Origin of the sequence: Xanthobacter pseudotagetidis (assembly GCF_043194795.2) — a bacterium.
GTDB lineage: Bacteria > Pseudomonadota > Alphaproteobacteria > Rhizobiales > Xanthobacteraceae > Xanthobacter > Xanthobacter tagetidis_A.
The window spans coordinates 405,282-428,822 of sequence record NZ_CM195534.1 but is presented as its reverse complement, the minus strand read 5'-3'; the positions used below and the strand labels follow the sequence as shown (position 1 = coordinate 428,822).

Sequence of the window (23,541 nt, the reverse complement as noted above, 5' to 3'; positions counted from 1 at the left end):
TCTCAGCTCCCCGTCGCCGCCTGCGGCGACGGGCCGTCCACGCCCCAGTCGGCCAGCACCTCGGCCCCGTCGCAGCCGAGCGGGCCCATGGCGCGGGCGACCAGGGCCGGCGTCGCCGAAAGGCGGATCGGCGATGCCAGAAGCGGCCAGGCCTGGCCCAGCGGCGAGGTGCCGGCGGCGATGACGCCGCGCGTGCGCGCCCGCTCGCTCTCGGCGACCTCGCTCACGCTCAGCACCGGCGCCGCCCTGAGGCCCATGGCCTCCAGCTTGGACGCCGCCTCGGCGCGCGGGAGGCTCCCCACGAGGCCGGGCGGCAGCTCCCGGTCGGCGCGGTCCACGGCGATGAAGCCGTCGGCGCAGGCGAGCACAGTGGTGGCCGGCGCCGTGGCGCCGTTCCAGTCGAGGCGCGTCATCCAGGCCGCCGCGTCCAGCATGGACAGGTCGATGAACTGGCCCTCCCCGGTGCGCTCGCGGTGGTCGAGGGCGGAGAGGATGAACAGCAGGCCGAGCTGGCCGCCCACGAGGTCGATCAGCGAGATGCCGGCCTTGTAGGGCACGTCCTCGTGCCGGATCGCGTCCATGATGCCGGCGGCGCTCTGGATGGTGGTGTCCATGGCGCCGCGCGCGCGGTCGGGCGCATCGGCGCCGAAGCCGCTGACGGCGCAATAGACGAGGCGCGGATTGATGCGGTTGAGCGCGTCCGGCGAGAAGCCGAAGCGGCCGAGCGCGCCCGGCTTCATGTTCTCCACCAGCACGTCGGCGCGGGCGACGAGCGCCGCGAACATGGCGGCGTCCGCCTTGTCGCGCAGGTCCACGGTCACGCCGCGCTTGTCGGAATTGCTCATGGTGAAGAAGTAGCCCTGCCCCTCGCGCATCGGCGGCAGGAGGCGCGCGGGCTCGCCGCCGGGCGGCTCGATCTTCACCACGTCGGCGCCGAACGCGCCGAGCTGGCGGGCGCACAGCGGGGCGGTGGTGTACTGGCCGATCTCCAGAACGCGCAGCCCCTCCAGCGCCCGCTCCGGCGCCCGGCCGGCCGGCGCGCGGCGCGGCGGCGCGGGCCTGCGGGCGAGAAGGTCGCGCACGAAGTCCCGGTCGGCGCCCGGGGCCGGCACCCGTTCCGGGGCCCGGCCGCGTGTGCGCGATCCGCGGTAGAGCGCGCCCGGCACCCGCGTGCCGGCGCCGTCCGCCGCCTCCTGTATCATGTGGCGATGGCGCAGGTTGCGCTCCTCGAACAGGTCGGCGATCCGCGCCACCGGGCCGGCGGGGATGGCGCCGGCGTCCAGCCGCTCCATGCATTCGGCCACCGAAAGGCCGGCGGTCCATTCCTCCATCAGCCGGTCGACCGCGGGATTGTGGGTCACCCGGCCGGACGGCGTGGTGAAGCGCGGATCGTCGGCGAGGTCCGGCCGGCCGATGATCTGGCAGATCCGCACCCACTGGTCGTTGGAGCCGGAGCAGACCATCACCCAGCCGTCGCGGGCGCGATAGGCGTTCCACGGCGACATGGAGGGATGGTGGTTGCCGATGCGGTTCGGCGTCCCGCCGGCGAAGTGCCGGGGCAGGAAGGTGGTGAGCATGCTGAAGGCGCAGTCGTACATGGCGACCGCGGCATGCTGCGCCGGCGCCCCCCGCGCCTGCGCCCGCAGCGCCAGCAGCACCGAGGACGCGGCATAGAAGCCGGAGGTGAACTCCAGGATCGGCGTGTTGCAGGGGATCGGCGGCCCGTCCGGGTCGCCGGTCACGTCCATCACCCCCGAGAGCGCCTGGACGAGGCCGTCCGGCAGGGCCGGCGCGTCCCGCCCGGCGCCGAGCGCGGTGACGTCGCAGACCAGGCTCGCTCGGGCCAGCGCGGCGGCGATCGGCTCGGGCCAGTCCCGGTCGAGGTCCCGCGAGACCAGCACCGCGTCCGCCCGGGCGATGAGGGCGGCGGCGTCCTTCTGCTCCTCCGCCGTTCCGGCGCTCAGGCTGCGCTTGCCCGCGCCGAGGCTGGCGCGGTGCGGCCACTTGGTGCCCGGCCCTTCAGGCGCTGCCGGCTCGATCATCACCACCGTCGCGCCGAGCTCGGCGAACAGCGCCCCGCAGACCGAGGCGGAGATGCGCTCGCCGAGCTCGACGATCAGCAGATCGGGAGAAAGGGGGGTCTTCATGTCCGGTTCGGCTCCCCTGGGGTGGCGGATGCTGGCGTCGGGCGGCATGGCGGCGCTCACGTTTCCTCCTCGAATGCCAGCTCGCGGGTCTTGCGCACGTTGGGCAGCACCACGATCACCAGCAGGCACACGGCGAGCGCCAGCAGCACCGCGCTGATGGGCCGGGTGACGAACACGCTCGGATCGCCCGACGACAGCAGCATGGCGCGCCGCAGGTTTTCTTCCAAGAGCGGCCCGAGCACGAACGCCAGCAGCAGCGGCGCCGGCTCGCACTGCCACTTGGTGAGCGCGTAGCCGAGCACGCCGAAGACGATCAGCAGCAGCACCTCGAACGAGGAGTTGTTGACGCTGTAGACGCCGATGCAGGACACCACCAGCAGCACCGGGTGGAACATGCGGTAGGGCACCTTGAGCAGCGCCACCCAGACGCTGATCAGCGGCAGGTTGATGATCACCAGCATGATGTTGCCGATCAGCATGGAGGCGATGACACCCCAGAACAGCTCCGGGTTCTTGGTCATCACCTGCGGGCCCGGCTGGATGCCGTGGATCATCATCGCCCCCGCCATCAGCGCGATCACGGCGTTGGAGGGGATGCCGAGCGTTAGCAGGGGGATGAAGGAGGTCTGCGCGCCGGCATTGTTGGCCGCCTCGGGCGCCGCCACGCCCTCGACCGCGCCCTTGCCGAAGCGGTCGGGATTCTTGGCGATGCGCTTCTCGAACGCATAGGCCGCGAAGGCGGAGAGCGTCGCCCCGCCGCCCGGCAGAAGGCCGAGGATGGCGCCGAGGATGGTGCCGCGCACCGCCGCCGGCGTCGCCTCCTTGAAGTCCTGGCGGCTCGGCATCAGGCTGCCGATCTTGGCCTGCACCAGCGAGCGGTATTCGGGGCTCTCGAGGTTGCGCAGCGTCTCGGCGATGGCGAACAGGCCCATGGCCAGCGGCACGAAGCCGATGCCGTCATTGAGCTCGGGGATGCCGAGCGTCATGCGCGGCTGTCCGGTGTTGATGTCGGTGCCCACCATGGACAGGAAGAAGCCCAGCACGATCATGCCGAGCGCCGAGAGGATCGAGCCGCGCGCCAGCACGATGGCGGCGATCATGCCGAGCACCATCAGCGAGCAGTACTCGGCAGGGCCGAACAGCAGCGCCACCTCCGCCAGCGGCGGCGCAAACAGCGCGATGAAGAAGGTGGCGAACAGGCCGGCGAACAGCGAGGCCAGCGCGGCGACGGCAAGAGCCGGTCCGGCGCGGCCCTGGCGCGCCATCTGGTAGCCGTCGAGGCAGGTGACGACGGACGAGTTCTCGCCCGGCAGGTTCACCAGGATGGCGGTGGTGGAGCCGCCATAGGAGGCGCCGTAGTAGATGCCCGCCAGCATGATGAGCGCCGAGACCGGCTCCAGATAGAATGTCACCGGCAGCAGCATGGCGACGGTCGCCACCGGGCCGAGGCCGGGCAGGACGCCGATGAGCGTGCCGATGAGGGCGCCGATGAGGCAGTAGAGCAGGTTCGCCGGCTGCGCGGCGGTGGCGAAGCCCGACAGGAACTGATTGAACAGGTCGAACATCAGAAGAACTCCGGCCACAGCGGCATGGGCAGGCCCAGCGCATCGACGAAGATGAGGCTGGCGGCGACGGCGAGGCCGATGGCGAGGATCAGGGTCTCGCGCCAGCGGGTCTCGGTGTCGGCGAGGCCGGCGATGATGACGACGCCGCAGATGGTGATCGGCAGGCCGAGGCGATCGAGCGCCACGGAAAAGAAGGCGATGGCGGCGCAGATCAGGATCAGCGGACGCGGATACCAGCGCGCGAGCTTCTCCTCGTCCGCGAACAGGCTGCGCACCGCGATGGCGATGCCGAGCGCGATCAGCACGTAGGCGCTGGCGGTGGGCAGCCAGCCGGGCCCCATGCGCACCACGGTTCCCATCCTCAGGTTCTGTGCCAGCCACAGCCCCCAGCCGGCGATGCCGATGAAGGTGGCTCCGGTCAGAACGTCGTTCCAGTTTTTTATGAGTGGCACGTGGCTGGCCGATCCGGGACGCCCCGTCTCGGCGACTGCACCCTTGAGCTTCGTGTCCATGCGTTCCTCCCTCTCGCGGCATCTTCGGCCGTCAGGATCGGTTTCCGATCTCGCTCTTGTAGGTCTCGATTCGCTGTTTCAGGCCGGGACGCGCGACGGAGGCGGCGAGGTCGGCCATGTCCTGCGCCCGTGTGTCGGCACGCAGGCAGCGGGAGATGGCCTTGCGCGTTTCGGGCGCGACGAGGCCGAGGCCGGCGAGGATCGCCGACTGGCGCTCCGGCCAGGCGGCCCGCGCGGCGATCTCGCTCGCGAAGCCGTTGGCGAGGGCGGTGTCGGCATCGATCTCGATGCCATCCAGAATCAGGCGCCGGGCCTGCGGGCCGACGATGGCGCCCAGCCTGCGGGTGCCGAGCACGACGCCGAAGCGCACGCCGGGAAACCGGAACGTGGTTCCGGGGGCGGCGATGCGCCGGGCGCAGGCGCCGAACAGGTCGGCCCCGGCCCCGAACACCCGCCCGTGCGCGAGCGCGAGCGTCTCGCCGGGGAAGTGGTGCACCGCCTGCAGCAGCTCTTCCGCCTGCAGGAACCTCAAGGCGAGGTCGCCGTCGCTCTGCCGGTCGAGCCCGCCGAGGTCGAAGCCGGAGCAGAAGCTCGCTCCGCTGCCAGCGAGGACCAGCAGCCGCGTGCCGTCGCGCGCGGCGCTGGCGACCGCGTCGCGCAGGGCCAGAACCACTCCGGCGCTGAGGGCGTTGCCGCGTGCCGGCCGGTTGAGCTCAAGGCGCGTAACCGGCCCTGCCTGCTCGATGATCAGTTCGCTGGCGCCTTGAGCGATGTTCATCGGACGATCCGTCTCCTCATTCCCTTGCGACATGGTTCCCCGGCGACATGGCAGAAGGCCCGCCGCCGATCGGTGGCGGGCGTCATGCGAAGAAATGGAACGTTGTTTCGTAAAATGTCAACGGTGATCCACAGCGTGGATCACGGCGCGATGTCCTCGGGAGGAACGAAGTAGGGCGTGGGCTCCAGCTCGGCCTCGCTGAACCGGCGCATGCTTTGCCGGTAGGCCTGATAATCGGTCACGAAAAGCGCGCGGGCGATGGCCTGGGCGGCGCGCGTGGTGGTCGCGCGCACCGCCGGCAGATCGCCGGCAAGCGCGCCGTGGCTGAGGCTGGCGCCGAAGCTCAGGAGATAGAGGTTTTCCACCTCCGGTGCATGGGCGCCGGCCTTCGCGGTCAGCTGGAAATCGGCGGTCAGATAGGGCAGGCGCGCGAGCGCCGGGAAGCGCGCCGCGTCCTGCGGCGCGACGCGCGCGCCCCAGGTCTCGATCTGCGGCAGCAGCGAGGTCAGATAGGGCACGTCGGCAAGGTCGACATTGAAGCCGGTGGCGAAGATCACGGCATCGAACCGGTGGCGGCCCTTGGCGGTGACGATGTCGATTTCGTCGCCGTCCGCAATCACGTCGGTCCAGGGCTCGGCGAACCGCAGATCGAAGCCGGCGTGCCGCGTGCAGCGCAGGACCGATTCGTGGGGCGGCGGCATCTGCACGCTGGCGACGTGGCTCATGAATTCCCAGCGCGCGGCGTCGTCCATTGCCGGAAAGCCGTGCTGGAAGCCGGGAAAGACCATCCAGCGGGATTTGTTCACCTGCGGCAGCGCCGGCCGGCGGCAGAACATCACGGCCGCCGCCGCCCCGGCTTCCAGCGCCGTGCCGGCATTGTCGAGCGCCGAGGCGTTGGCGCCGAGGATCGCCACGCGCCGGCCCTGGAGCGGCCCGAAGTCGATGGGATCGGCGGAATGATGGATGCGCGGATGCCGGTCTCCGCGCGCCATGCTGAACGAGGGGAAGGCGGGCACCTGCCGCCCGCCGGCGCCCTCGCGGCCGGTGGCGAGAACCACGTTCCTGCAGAAGACGCTCTCGCGCCCGCGCGGGCCCTCGATCTCGGCGCGCAGCAGCCCGCCCGCAGGTTCGAGCGCGAGGAGGCGGGTCCCGTTCTCGACCGGAAGGTCGAGCACCCGCCGCAGCCACAGGAGATAGGCGAGCCAGTCCAGGCGGTGGATCTTGTAGAGCTCGTCCCAGCTGCGCCCCTGCGCCTCGTGCCAGGCGCGGAAGGTGAGCGAGGGCACGCCGAGATCCGGGCCGCACTGCCGCTTGGGCGAGCGCAGGATGTCCATGCGGGCGTAGGTGCCCCACGGCCCCTCCTCGCCCTCGCGCGCGAGATCGATGACCCGCAGGTTGCGGATGCCCTCGCGATAAAGCGCGAAGGCCATGGTCTGGCCGTACATGCCGCCGCCGACCACGAGCGCGTCGAGCGCCGTCGATCCGTCGGGCGCCGGCTTCGGCACCGGCCAGGCGCGCGGGGGATAGTTCAGCCGGTCGAGATCGCGCGTCACCTCGCGCTCAAGGTCGGCGAGGCCGGCCGCGCCCTGCGGCGACCGTCCCGATCCCACGCGATCCAGCATCAGGCCCATGCCCCGTCTCCCTCCCTGCGCCGCCGGTTGCCGGCGATCGATGATCTGTTCTGATAATTAGATCATATGTTCATAATTCGGAACATAGGAAAATGCCGCCGCGCCGAGCCCGGGCGCGTGCGAGTCGGCCCGGCGCGCCTTGACAGGGCGCGCGGAACACGTGCCATATATCGAACCCTGTGCTCAAAATATGAGACAAGAGGCATCCAGGCCCGACATACGGACCGGAATACCAAGCCGGAGGGGAGGAGAGAATGAAGCTGATCGTGAACCTGATGCGCGGCGTGGCGCTGGCCGCCGTGCTCGGCCTGTCGGGCGCGCCCGCGCGTGCCGACGATGCCGCCGCCAACTACCCGGACAAGCCGATCCGCCTCATCGCGCCGTTCGCGCCCGGGGCGCTGACCGACACGCTGGCGCGGCTGATCGGCAACAAGATGTCCGTGGACTGGGGGCAGCCGGTGGTGGTGGAGAACCGGCCCGGAGCGGCGGGCGCCATCGGCACCGCCGTGGTCGCCAATGCGCCGCCCGACGGCTACACGCTGGTGGTGATCACCAGCGGCCACGTGATCAATCCCAACTTCACCCAGATGCCCTACGACCCGGTGAAGAGCTTCGAGCCGATCATCCTGCTCACGGAGATCCCGAACCTGGTCGCGGTCCATCCCTCCGTGCCGGTGAAGACTCTCGACGAGTACGTGAAGCTGGTGAAGGCCAACCCGAAGGACTACCCCTACGCCACGTCGGGCGCCGGCGGCAGCAGCCACATCACCATGGAGTGGTTCAAGAACGTCGCCAAGCTCGACAACGCGCACGTCTCCTACAAGGGCGGCTCGCTCGCCATCTCCGATCTCTCCGCCGGCCACATCAAGACTGCCATGAGCACGGTGCCGACCGGCTTCCCGTACGTGGATTCCGGGCGCGTGCGCGCCATCGCCGTGTCCAGCAAGAAGCGCTCGCCGGTGCTTCCGGACGTGCCGACGCTGGAGGAGTCCGGCTATCCCGTGGTCTCAGTGGAATGGTGGGGCGTGCTCGCGCCGGCGGGGACGCCGCTCGCCATCCGCGAGAAGCTCAACGCAGAAATCGCCCGCATCATGACGTCGCCCGACGTGGAGCAGAAGCTGTCGCAGATCGGCGTCGCCTTCACCGGCGGCTCCATCGCCCAGTTCGACGAGTTCGTGAAGGACGAGATGGTCAAGTGGGCGCGCGTGATCAAGGAGGCCAATGTCAAGAACGAATAGGGCCGCCGCGCCCTGGAGCGCGTCCGATCGGCTCGCAATGCAAGCTGATCGGTGCGTGCCCTTGCCGCCGCTGGCGGCATGAGCCGACCTCCCGCCCGGCCGCGCACGGATCGCGGCCGGGCGCTTCCGGATCGAGGACGCCCGCCCGCCATGAACTACGCCGCCATCATCCCCGAGGCCGCGGCCACCCACGTCCGCGATGGCCTCGCCGTGGTCGCGGCCGCGATCCGCTTCGAGGATCTGCCGCCCGAGGTGGTGGCCAAGGCCAAGATGCTGATCCTCGACACCATCGGCTGCGCGCTCGGCGGGCTTTCCGGCGCGCCGACCAAGGCGGCGCACGCCATGGTCGAGGCCCTCGGCGGCCGGCCGGAGGCGACGATCATCGGCTCGACCGCCCGCACCTCCTCGACGCTCGCCACCTTCGCCAACGGCACGGCGCTGCGCTATCTCGACGTGAACGATTATTATTTCGGCCGCGATCCCGCCCATGCCAGCGGCAACCTCGCCGCCATCCTGGCCGTGGGCGAGAAGACGGGCGCCTCGGGGCCCGACATCATCGCCGCATTAGTGGCGGCCTACGAGGTCCAGTTCCGGCTCTGCGACCATGCGGGCACACCGAGCCTGTGGGACCGCGGCTGGCACCACGCCACCAACATGTCCTATGCCAGCGCCGCCGCAGCAGCGCGTCTCCTCGGCCTCGACGCGGCGCGCACCGCCGAGGCGCTCGCCATCGCCGGGACCCACGGCAACATCCTCACAGAATCCATGCGCGGGCAGATGGCCACCATCAAGGCCACCATCGAGGCCGTGGCCGCCAAGGGCGGCGTCGAGGCGGCGCTGATGGCGGCGCACGGCCTCACGGGGCCGCAGGCGATCTTCGAGGGCGCCTATGGCTGGGACCGGGCGGTGGCAGGCGGCTCGGACCTCGCCGCGCTCGCCGCGCCCCTCGACGGCACGTTCCGCATCATGCAGGCGCGCATCAAGCCGTTCGAGGCCTTCTCGCCCGCCCAGGGCCTGATCCAGGCGGCGCTCGATCTGCGCGCGCGGCTGTCGCCGCGGCCCGAGGAGATCGTCGCCATCGAGGGTCGCTTCCCCCAGCAGATCCTCGACTGGCCGACCTCGGACGGGCAGAAGGCCGCCCCCACCACCAAGGAGCTCGCCGACCACAGTCCCTATTACCTCATGGCCGTGGCGCTCATGGATGGCGCCTGCGGACCGGCGCAGTTCACGCCGGCCCGCCTCGCCGATCCGGTGCTACGCGCCCTCATGGCGAAGGCGAGCCTGGTGGCGGACGCGGCGTTCACGCGCGACTATCACCGCGGCACCGGCGCCGCCGTAACCGTGACCCTCGCGGACGGCCGCAAGGCCGAGGCGGTGTGTCCGCTGCCGCCGGGCCATCCGGACAATCCGCTCGACGATGCCGCCATGGCGCGCAAGTTCAACGAGCATGCCGAGTCGGCGGTGGGCGCCGAGCGGGCCCGCGCCATCCGCGACGCGCTCGCCGGCCTCGACCGCGCCCCCGACATCCGCCATCTCATGGGGCTGCTCGCCGCCCCGGCGCCGGGCGCGGGCTGAGGCGAGGGCTCTCCATGCTGCCGACGCCGAACCGCCCCACCGTGACGACCCATTGGGGCATCTATCGCGCCGCCATGGCGGACGGGCGCGCGGTCGCCCTCGATCCCTTTGAGGGCGACCCCGACCCCTCGCCCATCGCCCAGTCCATGATCGGCGCGCTCGACCATCCCTGCCGCATCCTGCGGCCGGCGGTGCGGCGCTCGTTCCTGGAGCGCGGCGCAGCGGCCACGGGCGCCGGGCGCGGCGCCGAGCCGTTCGTGGAGGTGGAGTGGTCGCAGGCGCTCGATCTCGTCGCCCGCGAGCTCGACCGGGTCCGTCGCACCCACGGCAACCGCGCCATCTTCGGCGGCTCCTACGGCTGGGCGAGCGCCGGGCGCTTCCACCATGCCCAGAGCCAGATCCACCGCTTCCTCAACACCATCGGCGGCTATACCCGCTCGTTCTCCAACTACAGCCACGGCGCGGCGGACGTGATCGTGCCTCACGTGGTGGGCGAGCGGCTCGGCCTGCATGTCGAGCACACGCCGTGGCGGCTGATCGCCGGCCACGCGGAGCTGATCGTCATGTTCGGCGGCGTCGCGGCCAAGAACGCGCAGGTCTCCTCGGGCGGCATCGTGCGCCACAGCGTGCGCGAGGCGCTGCGCGCCTGCCGGGAAGGCGGCGCCGAGCTGGTCTCCATCAGCCCCATCCGCGACGACACGGCTGTCGATGCCGATGCCGAATGGCTGGCGCCGCGCCCGGGCACCGACGTCGCCTTGATGCTGGCGCTGGCGCACACGCTGACGGCGGAGAGCCTGTGCGACACCGGCTTCCTCGACCGCTACACGGTGGGCTTCGAGCGCTTCCTCGCCTATCTCGCCGGCCGCGCGGACGGCGTGCCGAAGACCCCGGAATGGGCCGAGCAGATCACACAGGTGCCGGCTGAGGACATCCGCGCTTTGGCGCGCCGGATGGCGGCGAAGCGCACCTTCCTGATGATGTCCTGGTCGCTCCAGCGCGCGGACCATGGCGAGCAACCCTACTGGATGGCGATCGTGCTCGCCGCCATGCTGGGGCAGATCGGCCTGCCGGGCGGAGGCTACGGCTTCGGCTTCGGCTCGGTGAACGGCATTGGCAACCCGATCCACGATTTCGCCTGGCCGTCTTTGCCGCAGGGCGAGAACCCGGTGCCGGACTTCATCCCGGTGGCGCGGGTCGCCGACATGCTGCTCGACCCGGGCGGCAGCTTCGACTTCAACGGGCGGCGGCTCGCCTATCCCGACATCCGCCTCGTCTACTGGGCCGGCGGCAACCCGTTCCACCACCACCAGGATCTCAACCGGCTGGTGGACGCCTGGCGGCGCCCCGAGACCGTGATCGCCCATGAATCCTGGTGGAACGGCCTCGCGCGCCATGCCGACATCGTGCTGCCGGCGGCGACCCAGCTGGAGCGCAACGACGTCGCCTGCTCCTCGCGCGACCGCATGATCTCAGCCTCGCACAAGGTGGCGGAGCCGGCGGGGGAGGCGCGCGCCGATTTCGACATCTTCACCGCCATCGCCGATCGGCTCGGGGCGAGGGAGGCCTTCACCGAGGGGCGCGACGAGGAAGCCTGGCTGCGCCAGCTCTATGGCGTGGCGCGCCAGCGCACGGCAGCGAAGGGCCTCGATCTGCCCGACTTCGACACCTTCTGGCGCCAGGGCATCGCGCTCCTGCCCGAGGCGGAGCACGCCGAGCCGACGCTGGCCGCGTTCCGCCGCGATCCGGTCGGCAACGCCCTGCGCACGCCGTCCGGGCGGATCGAGATCTTCTCCCAGACCATCGCCGGCTTCGGCTACGACGACTGCCCCGGCCATCCGGTGTGGATCGCGCCGAAGGAGTGGCTCGGCGCGCCCGAGGCGGAGCTTTATCCGCTCCATCTCATCTCCAGCCAGCCGGCGACCAAGCTCCACAGCCAGTACGATCTCGGCGCGGTGGCGCAGGCGGCGAAGGTGAAGGGGCGCGAGCCGATGCGCATCCATCCCGACGACGCGGCGGCGCGCGGCATCGCCGATGGCGACATCGTTCGGCTGTTCAACGGGCGCGGGGCGTGCCTGGCGGCGGCGGTGCTCGCGCGCGATCTCAGGCGTGGCGTGGTCCAGCTCGCCACCGGCGCTTGGTTCGATCCGCTCGAGCCCGGCGTCGCGGGGGCGCTGGAGAAGCACGGAAATCCCAACGTGCTGACCGCCGACCGGGGCACCTCGCGCCTCGGCCAGGGATGCTCGGCCCATTCCTGCCTGGTGGAGGTGGAGCCGTTCCGGCAGGCCGCGCCGGACCTGACCTGCTTCATCCCGCCCGCCTTCGCGGCCGGACGCGCCGCCGGCTGAGCGGACATCCGGCCGGCGGCGCCGGGCTCAGGGCCGCAGCAGGATCTTGCCCGAATGCCCCGCGCTTTCCATGAGGTGGTGCGCCTGCGCGGCCTCGGCGAGCGGGAACACCTTGAAGGTAGATGGCCGGATCGCGCCTTCGGCGATCTTGGGCCAGACCTTCTCCACCAGGTCGCGCGCCACCTGCGCCTTGTAGGCGTCCGGCCGCGTGCGCAGGGTCGAGCCGGAATAGCTGAGCCGCTTCAGCATGACCGGCATCAGGTCGATCTCCACCTTGCTGCCGAGGGCGAAGGCGATCTGAACGATGCGGGCGTCGTGCCGCGTGGCCTTGATGTTGCGCTCCACGTAAGGACCGCCCACCACGTCGAGGATGACGTCGGCGCCGCCGGCCGCGCGCAGCACCTCGACGAAGTCCTCGGTGCGATAGTCGATCACGGTGTCGGCGCCGAGCTGCCGGCAGAAATCGCAGCGCGCCTGCGGGCTCTCGGTGGCGAACACCCTGGCGCCGAACGCCTTGCCGAGCTGGATCGCGGTGGCGCCGATGCCGCCGGCGCCGCCATGGACGAGGAAGCTCTCGCCGGCCTTGAGCCCGGCGCCGAGGAAGATGTTGCTCCAGACGGTGAAGAAGGTCTCCGGCAGCCCGGCCGCATCCTCCAGCGTCACCCCGGCGGGAATGGGCATGCAGTGGCGTGCGTCGACCGCGCAGTATTGCGCGTATCCGCCGCCGTTGGTCAGCGCGCAGACGGCGTCGCCGACGCGCCATGCCTCGACGCCCTCGCCCACCGCCGCCACGTGGCCGGAGATTTCCAGACCGAGCAGGTCGGAGGCGCCCTTGGGCGCGGGATAGAGCCCGCGCCGCTGCATCAGATCCGGCCCGTTCACGCCGGCGGCGGCAACCTTCACCAGCACGAAGCCGGCGGGAACGGCGGGCAGCGGCCGCTCTCCCGGGACCAGCCCGTCGGGGCCTCCCGGCTGCGACAAATCGATCACCTTCATGCGGTCCGGAAGCTTCGTCATGGCCTTGCGTTTCCCCTGGTCTGTGCCCCGTTATGAGCAGCTTGGCCGAGCTGTCGTCAACCTGCTCCGAGATCGCGCCGTGCATGGATCAGAATGTGGAACGAGCACCCGCCGGAAGCCGTCCGACGGGTTGACATTCGACGGCGGATTTCCTTAAGTAATGAAACATTGTTCTAAAAAACAGCACAAAGAGCGTCGCGCTCCGGTGCCCCACCTCGTCCCCCCGGCCTTGCCCCGACGGAGCGGTTCAGGACCCCGGATGGCGAACCTCAACGGAGATGAAGAGTGCTGCCCCTCAGCGGTGTAAAGGTGATCGAGTTCTGCGAGGTCGCATCCGGCCCGTACTGCGGCATGCTGCTCGCCGACATGGGCGCCGAGGTGATCAAGGTGGAGCGCGAGGGGGTCGGCGATTCGCTGCGCCAGTGGCCGCCGCTGAGCAACGGCTACAGCGAGAACTTCGCCTCGCTCAACCGCGGCAAGAAATCGATCGCCCTGAACCTTAAGGATCCGGCCGACCGCGAGATCGCCCGCAAGCTCATCCTCTCCGCCGACGCCGTGGTCGAGAACTACCGGCCGGGCGTGATGGAGAAGAACGGCCTCGGCTATGCCGCCATGTCGAAGGACAAGCCGGCGCTGGTCTACTGCTCCATCTCCGCCTACGGCCAGAGCGGCCCGCGCTCCCACGAGGGCGGCTTCGACCTCACCATCCAGGCGGCGGGCGGGGTGATGAGCGTCACCGGCGAGGCGGAGGGGCCCCCGGTGAAGTGCGGGGTGCCGATCTCCGACTTCGGCGCCGGGCTCTATGCCGCCTTCTCCATCGCCGCCGCGCTGCGCAAGGCGCAGGTCAGCGGCGAGGGTGACCACATCGACATCTCCATGCTCGGCGCGACGCTTGCCATGGCGGCGCTGCAGACCAGCGAGTATTTCGGCACCGGCGTCGATCCGAAGAAGCTCGGCTCGGCCCATCCGCGCAACGCGCCCTACCAGGCCTTCAAGGCCAAGGACGGCTACTTCGCCATGGCCGCCGGCAACGACCGGCTCTGGCGCTCGGTGTGCGAGCTGGTGGGGCGGCCGGACCTCGTCGAGGACGCGCGCTTCGTCAACACCGCCAGCCGCACCAGGAACCAGACCGAGCTGCGCATCCTCCTGGAGGAGATATTCGCCGCCAAGAGCGCCGCCGAGTGGATCGAGGGCTTCACCGGCGTCGGCGTTCCGTGCGGCCCCATCAACAGCTATTCTCAGATTCTCGCCGACCCGCAGGTGGAGCACATGGGCTGGGTGCGCGAGACCACCCTGCCGTCCGGCGTCACCACCCGGACCTTCGCCTCGCCGGTGATGCTCTCCGGCAAGGGCATCGAGATCCGTTCAGCGCCGCCGGCGCTCGGGGAGCATCGCGAGGAGATCGTCCGCGCGCTCGACAGCGCGGTCGCGCTGAAGGCGATCGCGGGCTGAGGCGCAGCAGGGAAAGGCAAGGGCACATGTCGACCGATATCAGCCGCCTTAGGGATTTCATCGTCCGCTCCACCGAGATCGTCGGCGCGGCCAAGGACGAGGCCGCGGTGCTCGAGCAGATCCGGCCGCTGCTCCAGGACCTCGTGAGCCACGACGACTGGCTGCCGGAGGAATACACCCGTCCGCACCCACAATATTATCAGCAGTACCTGCTGCACTGCGATCCGCTGGAGCGCATCAGCGTGGTCAGCTTCGTGTGGGGGCCGGGTCAGTCGACGCCGGTCCACGACCACACCGTGTGGGGCCTGGTGGGCATGCTGCGCGGCGCCGAGACCAGCGAGAGCTTCGAGCGCGACGCCGCCTCGGGCCGGTTGACGAAGACCGACGAGGAGGTCCTGAAGCCGGGCCAGGTCTGCGCCGTCAGCCCCACCGTGGGCGACATCCACAAGGTGTCGAACGCGGTGCCGGACAAGCCGTCCATCTCGATCCACGTCTATGGCGCCAACATCGGCGCGGTGAAGCGGCACGTGTTCGTGCCGGACACCGGCGAGGTGAAGAGCTTCGTGTCCGGCTACGCCAATGCGGTGACGCCGAACCTGTGGGACCGCTCGCGCGAGACAAGGGCCTGATTGCGGGCGCCTGATCCCGACGCATGATCGTGGCGCCGACCCTGGGCACCTGCCGGACGCCCCCGGCGGGTGCCCTTTTTCATTGCGATGCCCGGGGCGCCGGCAAATGCCCGGCACAAGGCCGGGCATGACGTTCCGTCCACGTGGAGACGACGTCGTCCAATACCCACCCGTTGCGGTGGATGCGGCCCGGCTACTTCGCCGCGGCCTTCGTCGCCACCTTCGCCGGCGACTTGCGCGGCGCGCGCTTCTTCGGCTCCGGCAGCGGCTGGGGGACGGGCGCGCTCGGCAGGTAGCCGAGCTCGCGCGAGATGGTTTCGGCGCAGGCGATCACCGGCGGCGCGAAACGCTCGAGCGAGTCGGGTTTCAGACGCTCCGCGGGACCGGAGATGCCCACCGCCGCCACCACCTGGCCGCTCCAGTCGCGGATCGGCGCGGCGACGCCGCAGACACTCTCGCGCCACTCGCCGCGATTCTCGCTGAAGCCGCGCTTGCGGATGATCTCCAGCTCCTTGCGCAGCACGCGGGCATTGGTGATGGTGCGGGCCGTGTATTTCGGCAGGCCCTGCTCTAGGCGCTTCTCCAGCACCTCTTCCGGCAGGTAGGCGAGCAGCACCTTGCCGGTGGCGACGCTATGGGCCGGCGGGCGGTCGCCCACCCGCGAATAGGCGCGCACCGCCTGCTCGCTCTCGATCTTCTCGATATAGGTGACCTCGCCGCCCACCAGGATCGACAGATGGACCGATTCGGTGGTGGTCCGCATCAGCTCCTCGATGTGGGGGGCGGCGGCCTTCTTCACGTCGAGGCGCGAGAGCACCATCATGCCCAGGTGCCAGACCTTGAGGGTCAGCTCGTACTGGCCGGCATCCTCGTAGCGGCGCACGTAGCCGCGCCGCGCCATGGTGTTGAGCAGCCGGAAGACATTGCTCTTGGTCAGGCCCAATTCCTGCGCCAGGGCCGTGATCCCGGTGGGCTTGTCCATCCCGGCGAGGGTTTCGAGCAGCTCGAACGCCTTGACGACCGTCTTTTCCATCGTGGCCCCAACCTTTCGACGGGAAGCTCCTACCATACCGGGCGCGGGCGTTCCATAGAGCCTCCCGGTGGCAGCGCACCTTGCGGAACGTCGTTTCGCAAATCAACCCGCGTCGTCAGGAGTTCAGCAGGATGACGACGCCCACCACGACCAGGACGATGCCGAGCGCGTCGCGCGGGCTGGTCTTCTGGCGGAACATGTTGCGCGAGACGATCTGCGCGAACAGGATCTCGGCCAAGGCGAGCGTGCGCACCCGCGCCGCGCTCTCCAGCGCGAAGGCGAGATACCAGAAGGCGGAGGCCACCGCGCCGAGGAAGCCGGCGCCGAGCGAGGGGCGCCAGGCCTTGACGATCTCGCGCAGCGCCGCCCGGTCCCGCAGCGCCAGCCAGGCGGTGAGCATGGCGGTCTGCATCAGGAGGCCGATGGCGAGGGTGGTGATCGCCGCGAGGAGGTAGTTCTGCTCCTGAAGCGCCAGGATGCCGCCCCGGAAGCTGATGGCGGCCATGGCGAAGAAGGCGCCGGCCGCCATGCCGAGGAGAGCCGGCTTCAGCCGGTGTCGGTCCCTGCCCGGTCCCTGGCGCGCCGGCCAGCCCATGATCATCACCCCGGAGGTGGCGATCAGTATGGCCGCGATCAGCGGCAGCGTCAGCTTCTCCGAGAGCATGACGATGCCGAACAGTGCCACCTGGACCGGCTCGGTCTTGGTGTAGGCGATGGTGACCACGAACGAGCGCTCGCTCATGGCGGAGAGCATCAGCGCCGTGCCGAGGATCTGCATCAGCGAGCCGGAGAGCATCCAGCTGAGGGCGGTGAGGGACGGGCGCGGCGGCGCCTGCCCGGTCAGCACGAGCACCAGCGCCAGGAACAGGAGGCCGAACGGCAGGCCGAACAGGAAGCGCACATGGGCGGCGGCGGCGGCGCCAAGCTCGGCGATCAGCCCGCGCTGGGTCGCGTTGCGCAGCGTCTGCGCCAGCGCCGCCGCCAGGGTGAAGATCACCCAGAGCCAATCGGAGAGTATCAGCACGGCTCGGAGCCCTGTTGTGGCGGTCGGCCGGGGATGGCCGGAGGCGGCGGGGGACGTGGGGCCGCCCGGGAGGCCGCGTTCCGACCGGTCGCATCGTCGCGCCCGGTCGGCTGGGCATGGGCTCCACGGCCGGGGCGGGGGGCACCGGCCGTGGAGCTGCGCCCGGCGCCCGCCCGGCGATAGCGCCGGGCGGGCGCCGAAACGGGTGCCGGAAGATGCCGGGCGGCCGAGGCCGCCCGGTGCGAGGCTCAGCCCTCCCGGACCTTGCGCTTGCGGTAGGCGCGGAAGTTCGCCTTGCGCTTGTCGAGCCAGGCGGTTGGGCCTTCGATGAACTCGTCGGTGTCGATGTGCATGGACAGCAGCTCGGCGCCAGCGAACATCCCCGCCCACAGGCTCTGGTCGGATTCCTGGTTGAAGGCGAGCTTGGCGATGCGCAGCGACTGCGGGCTCTTGTCGAGCAGCTCCTGGCACCATTCCTCGGTGGTGGCGCGCAGCTCCGACATGGGCACCACGTGGTTGACGAGGCCCATCTCCAGCGCCTGCTGGGCGGTGTACTGGCGGCAGAAGAACAGGATCTCGCGCGCCTTCTTCTCGCCCACCACGCGGTGGAGCAAAGTGGTGGCGCCCCACACCGGCACGCTGCCCATCTTCGGCCCGGTCTGGCCGAACTTGGCGTGGTCGGCGGCGATGGTGATGTCGCACATCACGTGCAGCTCGTGGCCGAGGCCGATGGCATAGCCGTTCACCGCGGCGATGGTGGGCTTGGCCGCCGTGCGCAGCATCAGCGCCAGCTGCGCCATCACGCGCAGGTGGTTGCGCTTGTGGGAGGAGGTGCGCTCGGCGATGGCCTGCATGTTGCCGCCCGAGCAGAACGCCTTCTCGCCCGCGCCGGTGAGGACGATGACGCCGATCTCGTCGTCCTCCGCCGCGTCGCGCAGGGCCGCGATCATCTCCTCGGCGGTGAACTGGGTGATGGAATTGTAGGTCTGCGGGCGGTTGATGGTGACGGTGGCGATGCCGTCCCGCTTCTCGTAGAGGATGTCCTGGAACGGCGCCTTGGTGTGCTGGTTCATGTCCGTGCTCCCGTGCGTTTCCTTATGGGCGCTACTCGCCCTTGAATTGCGGCTTGCGCTTCTCGAGGAAGGCGGCCATGCCCTCCTTCTTGTCGGCGGTGGCGAACAGCCCGGTGGTGAGCTGGCGCTCGTAAGCGAGCGCCGACTGCAGGTCCATCTGCAGGCCGTTGTTCACCGCGAGCTTCGCATAGTAGACGCTCAGCGGCGCGCGCTGCGCATAGGCCTCGATGCGGGCCCTGGCGGCGGGCACCACGGCGTCCGGCTCCACCACCTCGCTCACGAGGCCGATCCTCAGCGCCGTCCCGGCGTCGATGAAGTCGCCGCTGAACAGCAGGTGCTTGGTCCATTCCGGACCGATGAGGCGGGCGAGGCGCTGCGTCGCCCCCGCCCCGGCCACCGTGCCGATGCGGCTCGACGTGACGCCGAACTGCGCATTGGTGGCGGCGATGCGGATGTCGCAGCACAGGGCAAGCTCCAGGCCGCCCGTGAGACAGAAGCCGTGGATGGCCGCCACCACCGGCTTCGTCAGCCCCTCGATGCGGGCATTGGTGCCGGCGAACCGGTCGAGCCAGAACTTGGTCTGAAGGATGGTGTTGACCTCCAGCGCCTGCTTCAGGTCGCCGCCGGTGGAGAACACCTTGGAATTGCCCGTGAGCACGACGCCGCGGATGTCCGTCTCGCGGTCGAGCACGTCGAAGGCGGCATCGAGCGCGTCGAACATCTCGATGCTCAACGCGTTCTGCTTCTCCGGCCGGTTGAGGGTGACGAGCGCGGTCGGCGGCGCCCGGTCGATGGTGAGGATCTCGCTCATGCACGCCCCCTTAGCCCGGCATGGCGAAGCCGCCGTTCACGCTGACGATCTGTCCGGTGACGTGGCGGGCGAGGTCGGAGGCGAGGAAGACGACGGCGTTGGCCACGTCCTCGGATTCGCCGATGCGGCGCAGCGGATACATGCGGCGCACCTTCTCCTCGCGCTCCTTGGCCTTCTCCTCGCCGATCTTGGAGGTGAGCTGGCGCAGCATCTCCATGCGGATGGGGGAGTTGGTGGCGCCGGGGGAGACGGCGTTGACGTTGATGTTGTGCGGGCCTACTTCCTTCGCCAGCGACTTGGTGAACGAGATCACCCCGCCCTTGGCCGCGGAATAGTTGGCCTGGCGCTCCTGGCCCACGCGGGCGGCGTCGGTCACGATGTTGACGATCTTGCCGAAGCGCCGCTCGATCATCCCCGCGAGCACCGCCCGGGTGCAGTTCAGGGTGCCGTAGAGGACGACCTTGATCTCCTTGTCGCAATCCTCGGGCTTGGTCTCGACGAACAGTTCGTGGGCGACGATGAGGGCGGCGTTGTTGACCAGGGCGTCGATGCGGCCGAGCTCGCCTTCCACCTTCCTGACGGTCTCGCGGACCGCGGTAAGGTCGGTGATGTCGCAACGCGCCGGCACCGCCGTGCCGCCGGCCGCGCGGATCATGTCGATGGTCTCGGCGATGCCCTTCTCGGAGACGTCGTTCACGGCGATCTGCGCGCCCTCGCGCGCGAAGCCCAGCGCCATGGTCCGGCCGATGCCGCCGCCGCTGCCGGTGATCATGACCACGCGGCCTTCAAGCCCAGTATCCACCCTCGATCCTCCCATATTTCACAATTTATAACAGTGTTTCGTATATTAGACCATTAACACAGCCCCTCGGGCTGTCAACACGCCGCCGCCCGGTGCCGCCGCCGGACCGTGGCCGGCGGCGTCGGGCCTCATACGCGCGCGACCCCTTCGCCCAGCAGGTCGGCAAGGCCGCGCACGTCGCGCGCCGCGCCGAGCGCGAACACGGCGTCCAGGATCGCATCGGCCCGGGCGGGCGGGACGATGCCGTCCGTGAGCGCGCGGAACTTGCCGGTGATGCCGGCCCGGTCCACCGGCTTCTCCGGCGTGCCGAAGGAATCCAGCAGGGTCTTCTCGATCGTCCGCCCGTCCTTGAGCCGCGCGGTGAAGCCGCCCGGATACTTGGCGGGGAAATACCGCTCCAGCTCCGCGCTCGCCTCCGCCGACACCCGGTCGGCGAGCGCTAGCACGTCGGGGCGCGCCATGGCCTCGGCATTGAACGAGCGCGGGTCGCGCGGGTCCAGCATCACCGCGGCGGAGATGGTGTAGGGCAGCGAATACTGCGCCGACATCACCGAGCGCGGGCGATACTCCATATGTCCGTCGGACATGATGCGCGGACCGGACGCGGTCATCTCCACCACGTCGTCGGCGCCCCAGCCCGCCTCCTCCCGGCTCGACCTGATGGCGTCCACCAGCGCGTGGAACATGCGGCAGCAGGCGTAGAACTTGATGCTGATGCGGTCGACCGCGAAGTCCGAACCGAGGTCCTGCGTGAGCCGCCAGTTCTCGGGGTGCGGACTGAAGACGTGGACGAAGCCCGCGCGCCCGTCCAGCGCCCCGCGCGGCCCCTGGAAGCCGCGCACGGCGAGCATGGCGGCCAGCACCCCGTTGTGCGCCGGGATGCCGGCGTGCAGGCGCTTCACCATGGTGCCGAGCGGGTCCTGGGTGAACTGCATCACCCCCGAGGCCATGGAGACGCCCAGACCCCAGGCGGACTGCATCTGGTCCGAGGTGAGGCCGAGCAGCCGCCCGGCGGCCGTGGCGGCCCCGAACACGCCGGAAAGCGCGGTCGGGTGGAAGCCACGGCTCATCAGGTCGCCGGTGAGCGCCGCGCCGGCGCGGGTCTGCGCCTCGTAGCCGGCGACGATCGCCGCGATGAGGTCACGCCCCGAGGCGCCGGTCATCTCCGCCACCGCGAGCGCGGCCGGGATCACCACCGCGCCGGGGTGGGAGCATGACTGGTCGTGGGTGTCGTCGAGCTCGATGCCGTGGGCCATGGTGCCGTTGATGAGCGCTGCGGTTCGCGCCGGCAGCCTGCCGCGGCCATAGATCGTCGCGTCCGGCCGGCCGCCCTCCTCGGTGCCGAACTCGGCAATGATGCGCGACCACGGCAGGTCCAGCCCGTGGAGCGCGACGCCGAGGTGATCGACGACAAGGTCCATGGTGCGCTCGAAGGTGGCGGGCGGAAGCGCCGCCGCATCGAGGGTCGAGAGGACGTCGGCGAGCGCCGCCGTCCGGTCCGCGGCCTCGGCCGCGCCGTGCGTGGAATGAGCCTGTGCGCCTTGTGCCATGCGATCCTCCCGCGCGTTCATTCGCTCTTGATGCCGGCCGCCTTGGCGACCTTGCTCCAGCGTGCGGATTCGGTGGCGATGAAGGTCGCGAACTCGGCCGGCGTGCTGGCGACGATCTGCGCCCCCTGGGCCTGGAGCTTCTCCTTCACCTCCGGCATCTGCAGGATATCGACGATCTCCTTGTTGAGCCGGGCGATGATCTGCGGCGGGGTGCCGGCGGGAACCAGGATGCCGTTCAGCTCGCCGGCCTCGAAATTCGGGAAGCCGGCCTCTTCCATGGTGGGCACGTCCGGAAGCAGCGGCGAGCGCTGGTTCGAGGTGATGGCGAGCGGGCGCACCCTGCCGCCGCGGATCAGCTCCAGGATCGAGGTGATGTGCGCGAAGGCGAGGTCGATCCGCCCGGCGATCAGGTCGACGTTCATGGGCGCGGCGCCGCGATAGGGCACGTGGGTCATCTTCACGCCGGCCATCTGGTTGAACAGCTCGCCGGCGATGTGGCCGCCGCCGCCGGTGCTCGACGAGCCGAACTTGAGGCTCGCGGGCGTTCCCGCAAGCGCCTTCATCTCCTTCACCGTCTTCGCCTGCACCTCGGGATAGACCACCAGCACGCACGGGAACTTCGCCACCAGGATCACCGGATCGAGATCCTTGACGATGTCGAAGTCGATGTCCGGGAACAGCACCGGCAAGGTGAGGTAGTTGAACGAGGCGGCCACCAGCGTATAGCCGTCCGGCGCCGACTTGGCGCCCGCGCGCGTGCCGGTGAGGCCGCCGGCGCCGGAGCGGTTGTCGACGATCACCTGCTGGCCGAGCCGCGCCGAGAGCTTCTCGGCGATGATGCGCGCCAGCGTGTCGACGCCGCCGCCAGGCGGGAACGGCACCACGTACTTGATCGGCCGGCTGGGCCAGGTGTCGGCGGCGGCCGGCAGCGGGGCGAAGGCCGCCGCCGCGACCATCGCGGCCACGGCAAGGCCGATGCGTCGTCTCGAGATCATGTGTCCCTCCCTCGTTTTTGTTTCGTATTTTGGAACATTGTTTCTTTCAGAATGCTCGCCGGTCCCTTGGGTGTCAAAGAACCGGCACGCGCGTGTCTTGTTCCAGCCGCGGCGGGGCGGCCGTTCGGGACGCTCAGAACGGGATGCGCAGCGCCTCGATGCGGTCGTCGTCGAGCTCCAGGCCGAAGCCGGGCCGGTCGGAGACGCGCAGGAACCGCCCGTCCATCTGCACCGGCTCGGTCACCACGTCGGCGCCGATCAGCCCGCAGATGCCGACCGCGAACGGGCCTTCCAGCAGCGGCCCGGGCCAGGCGGTGGCCAGATGGGCGACCGCGGTGGCGACGATGCTGGTGCCCGGATGGTTGCCGGGATAGATGCGCATGCCGGCGGAGCGCGCGATGGTCCACAGCTGCCGGCAGCGCCAGATGCCGCCGTTCTTGGGGCTCTTGGTCTGCATCACTGTGGCGGCGCGGCGCTGGATCACGTCGAGAAGATCGTGGTCGGTGGCGATGCATTCGTCGGCCATGAGCGGGATCGAGGTCTTGCGGGCGAGCTCCGCCATGCCGGCCACGTCCCAGGGCGGCACCATCTGCTCGGCGGCGTCGATGTCGAGCGGCTCCAAGCGCTTCAGCACGCCGACGGCGGTGTCGAAGTCCATGCCGGCATTGGCGTCGACGCGGATCAGCGCGTCGTTCGGCAGGTGCGCGCGGATCGCTTCCACCGCCTTCACGTCCTTCACCGCATCGTTGCCGATCTTGACCGTGAAGCTGCGGAAGCCCTTGTCGTAGAAGCCCTGCGCGTCCTCCAGCATGCGCTTGAAGTCGGCCTTGATGCCGATCACCGCGCAGGCGCCGACGCCGTCGCGGCACTTGCCGCCCAGCAGCTGATAGACCGGCACGCCGAGCAGCTTGCCCTGCAGGTCCATCAGCGCGTCGGCGATGCCGGCCTGGGCGTAGTTGGAGTGCCAAATCTCGGTGTCCATGTCGGCGAGGATGGCGCCGATGTCGAATGGCGAGCGCCCCACCACCAGGGGCGTGAAGTGGTCGCGGATCAGGGTGGTGATCGACGCCACGGTGTCGTTCGAGCCCTGGCGCCGCCAGGCCGGCGTCTCGCCGATGCCGGTGACGCCGGCATCGGTGTGGAGGCGCACCAGGATCACGTCGACGCCGGGCCGGATGCCGCCGGTGGCGATCTTGAACTCGACCGCGAACGGAATGCGCGCGGCGATGATCTCGACCCTGGTGATGCGGACCTGCGCCCGCACCTCCGGCGGGGCGGCCGTGGCCGGCTTGAGCTCTGCCAACATGGGATCTGTCCTCCGGGTGCTTCAGGCGTTGTGAGGGTCCTTGCGCGTGTCCGGCGCC

General features: G+C 70.1%; 19 protein-coding genes. 5 read left to right on the top strand and 14 right to left on the bottom strand.

All coding sequences use genetic code 11. The features are described 5' to 3' along the window. Positions 1-2 precede the first annotated feature (2 nt). The 5 genes from V5F67_RS02025 to V5F67_RS02005 all read right to left on the bottom strand — a co-directional run bounded on the left by V5F67_RS02025 (position 3) and on the right by V5F67_RS02005 (position 6,633). Positions 3-2,207 (bottom strand): CaiB/BaiF CoA transferase family protein, encoded by a 2,205-nt coding sequence (locus tag V5F67_RS02025; RefSeq protein ID WP_394021914.1) that lies wholly within the window; start codon positions 2,205-2,207, stop codon positions 3-5. Further along, positions 2,204-3,712, bottom strand: coding sequence for a tripartite tricarboxylate transporter permease (locus tag V5F67_RS02020; RefSeq protein ID WP_394021915.1), 1,509 nt, complete (start codon positions 3,710-3,712; stop codon positions 2,204-2,206). The genes V5F67_RS02025 and V5F67_RS02020 overlap by 4 nt, the downstream gene beginning before the upstream one ends. Then, on the bottom strand, positions 3,712-4,224 hold the full coding sequence (locus V5F67_RS02015) for a tripartite tricarboxylate transporter TctB family protein (protein ID WP_394021916.1): 513 nt from the start codon (positions 4,222-4,224) through the stop codon (positions 3,712-3,714). The genes V5F67_RS02020 and V5F67_RS02015 overlap by 1 nt, the downstream gene beginning before the upstream one ends. Positions 4,225-4,255: 31 nt before the next feature. Next, positions 4,256-5,002 (bottom strand): enoyl-CoA hydratase/isomerase family protein, encoded by a 747-nt coding sequence (locus tag V5F67_RS02010; protein ID WP_394021917.1) that lies wholly within the window; start codon positions 5,000-5,002, stop codon positions 4,256-4,258. Between the two features lie 140 nt (positions 5,003-5,142). Continuing rightward, positions 5,143-6,633, bottom strand: coding sequence for an NAD(P)/FAD-dependent oxidoreductase (locus V5F67_RS02005; protein ID WP_394021918.1), 1,491 nt, complete (start codon positions 6,631-6,633; stop codon positions 5,143-5,145). Between the two features lie 254 nt (positions 6,634-6,887). On the opposite strand from V5F67_RS02005, the gene V5F67_RS02000 reads away from it, so the two are divergent. The 3 genes from V5F67_RS02000 (at position 6,888) to V5F67_RS01990 (ending at position 11,791) form a co-directional block, all read left to right on the top strand. Then, positions 6,888-7,871, top strand: coding sequence for a tripartite tricarboxylate transporter substrate binding protein (locus tag V5F67_RS02000; RefSeq protein ID WP_394021919.1), 984 nt, complete (start codon positions 6,888-6,890; stop codon positions 7,869-7,871). A gap of 150 nt (positions 7,872-8,021) precedes the next feature. Then, positions 8,022-9,446, top strand: coding sequence for an MmgE/PrpD family protein (locus tag V5F67_RS01995; RefSeq protein ID WP_394021920.1), 1,425 nt, complete (start codon positions 8,022-8,024; stop codon positions 9,444-9,446). A 14-nt stretch (positions 9,447-9,460) separates the two neighbouring features. Continuing rightward, the gene (locus V5F67_RS01990; RefSeq protein WP_394021921.1) at positions 9,461-11,791 is read left to right on the top strand and encodes a molybdopterin-dependent oxidoreductase; all 2,331 of its coding nucleotides are present in this window, start codon (positions 9,461-9,463) and stop codon (positions 11,789-11,791) included. Between the two features lie 27 nt (positions 11,792-11,818). Here V5F67_RS01990 and V5F67_RS01985 read toward each other — a convergent pair whose 3' ends face one another. After that, positions 11,819-12,808 carry an NAD(P)H-quinone oxidoreductase gene (locus tag V5F67_RS01985; RefSeq protein WP_394021922.1) on the bottom strand — a complete coding sequence of 330 codons (990 nt, stop codon included), beginning with the start codon at positions 12,806-12,808 and terminating at the stop codon, positions 11,819-11,821. A 285-nt stretch (positions 12,809-13,093) separates the two neighbouring features. On the opposite strand from V5F67_RS01985, the gene V5F67_RS01980 reads away from it, so the two are divergent. Together V5F67_RS01980 and V5F67_RS01975 are read left to right on the top strand one after the other, a co-directional pair. Next, complete coding sequence (locus V5F67_RS01980) at positions 13,094-14,260, top strand: CaiB/BaiF CoA transferase family protein (RefSeq protein ID WP_394021923.1); 1,167 nt, start codon at positions 13,094-13,096, stop codon at positions 14,258-14,260. A 26-nt stretch (positions 14,261-14,286) separates the two neighbouring features. After that, the gene (locus V5F67_RS01975; RefSeq protein ID WP_394021924.1) at positions 14,287-14,889 is read left to right on the top strand and encodes a cysteine dioxygenase family protein; all 603 of its coding nucleotides are present in this window, start codon (positions 14,287-14,289) and stop codon (positions 14,887-14,889) included. Positions 14,890-15,082: 193 nt separating this feature from the next. Here the strand turns inward: V5F67_RS01975 and V5F67_RS01970 are convergent, their stop codons facing one another. The 8 genes from V5F67_RS01970 to V5F67_RS01935 form a co-directional block, all read right to left on the bottom strand. Then, entirely contained in the window at positions 15,083-15,922 is an 840-nt protein-coding gene (locus V5F67_RS01970) for an IclR family transcriptional regulator (protein ID WP_394021925.1), read from the bottom strand. Between the two features lie 115 nt (positions 15,923-16,037). Continuing rightward, positions 16,038-16,946, bottom strand: a complete 909-nt coding sequence (locus V5F67_RS01965) for an EamA family transporter (RefSeq protein WP_394021926.1) — start codon at positions 16,944-16,946, stop codon at positions 16,038-16,040. A gap of 248 nt (positions 16,947-17,194) precedes the next feature. Further along, positions 17,195-18,019 carry an enoyl-CoA hydratase-related protein gene (locus tag V5F67_RS01960; protein ID WP_394021927.1) on the bottom strand — a complete coding sequence of 275 codons (825 nt, stop codon included), beginning with the start codon at positions 18,017-18,019 and terminating at the stop codon, positions 17,195-17,197. Between the two features lie 31 nt (positions 18,020-18,050). Next, positions 18,051-18,830: an enoyl-CoA hydratase/isomerase family protein gene (locus V5F67_RS01955; protein WP_394021928.1), complete on the bottom strand. Its 780-nt coding sequence runs from the start codon at positions 18,828-18,830 to the stop codon at positions 18,051-18,053. A 10-nt stretch (positions 18,831-18,840) separates the two neighbouring features. Continuing rightward, a complete protein-coding gene (locus V5F67_RS01950) occupies positions 18,841-19,632 on the bottom strand; it encodes an SDR family NAD(P)-dependent oxidoreductase (protein WP_394021929.1) in 792 nt (263 codons plus the stop codon). 128 nt (positions 19,633-19,760) lie between these two features. Beyond that, positions 19,761-21,182: an MmgE/PrpD family protein gene (locus V5F67_RS01945; RefSeq protein WP_394021930.1), complete on the bottom strand. Its 1,422-nt coding sequence runs from the start codon at positions 21,180-21,182 to the stop codon at positions 19,761-19,763. A gap of 17 nt (positions 21,183-21,199) precedes the next feature. Next, positions 21,200-22,177: a Bug family tripartite tricarboxylate transporter substrate binding protein gene (locus tag V5F67_RS01940; protein ID WP_394021931.1), complete on the bottom strand. Its 978-nt coding sequence runs from the start codon at positions 22,175-22,177 to the stop codon at positions 21,200-21,202. A gap of 133 nt (positions 22,178-22,310) precedes the next feature. Then, positions 22,311-23,483: a mandelate racemase/muconate lactonizing enzyme family protein gene (locus tag V5F67_RS01935; protein ID WP_394021932.1), complete on the bottom strand. Its 1,173-nt coding sequence runs from the start codon at positions 23,481-23,483 to the stop codon at positions 22,311-22,313. Positions 23,484-23,541: the final 58 nt, after the last annotated feature.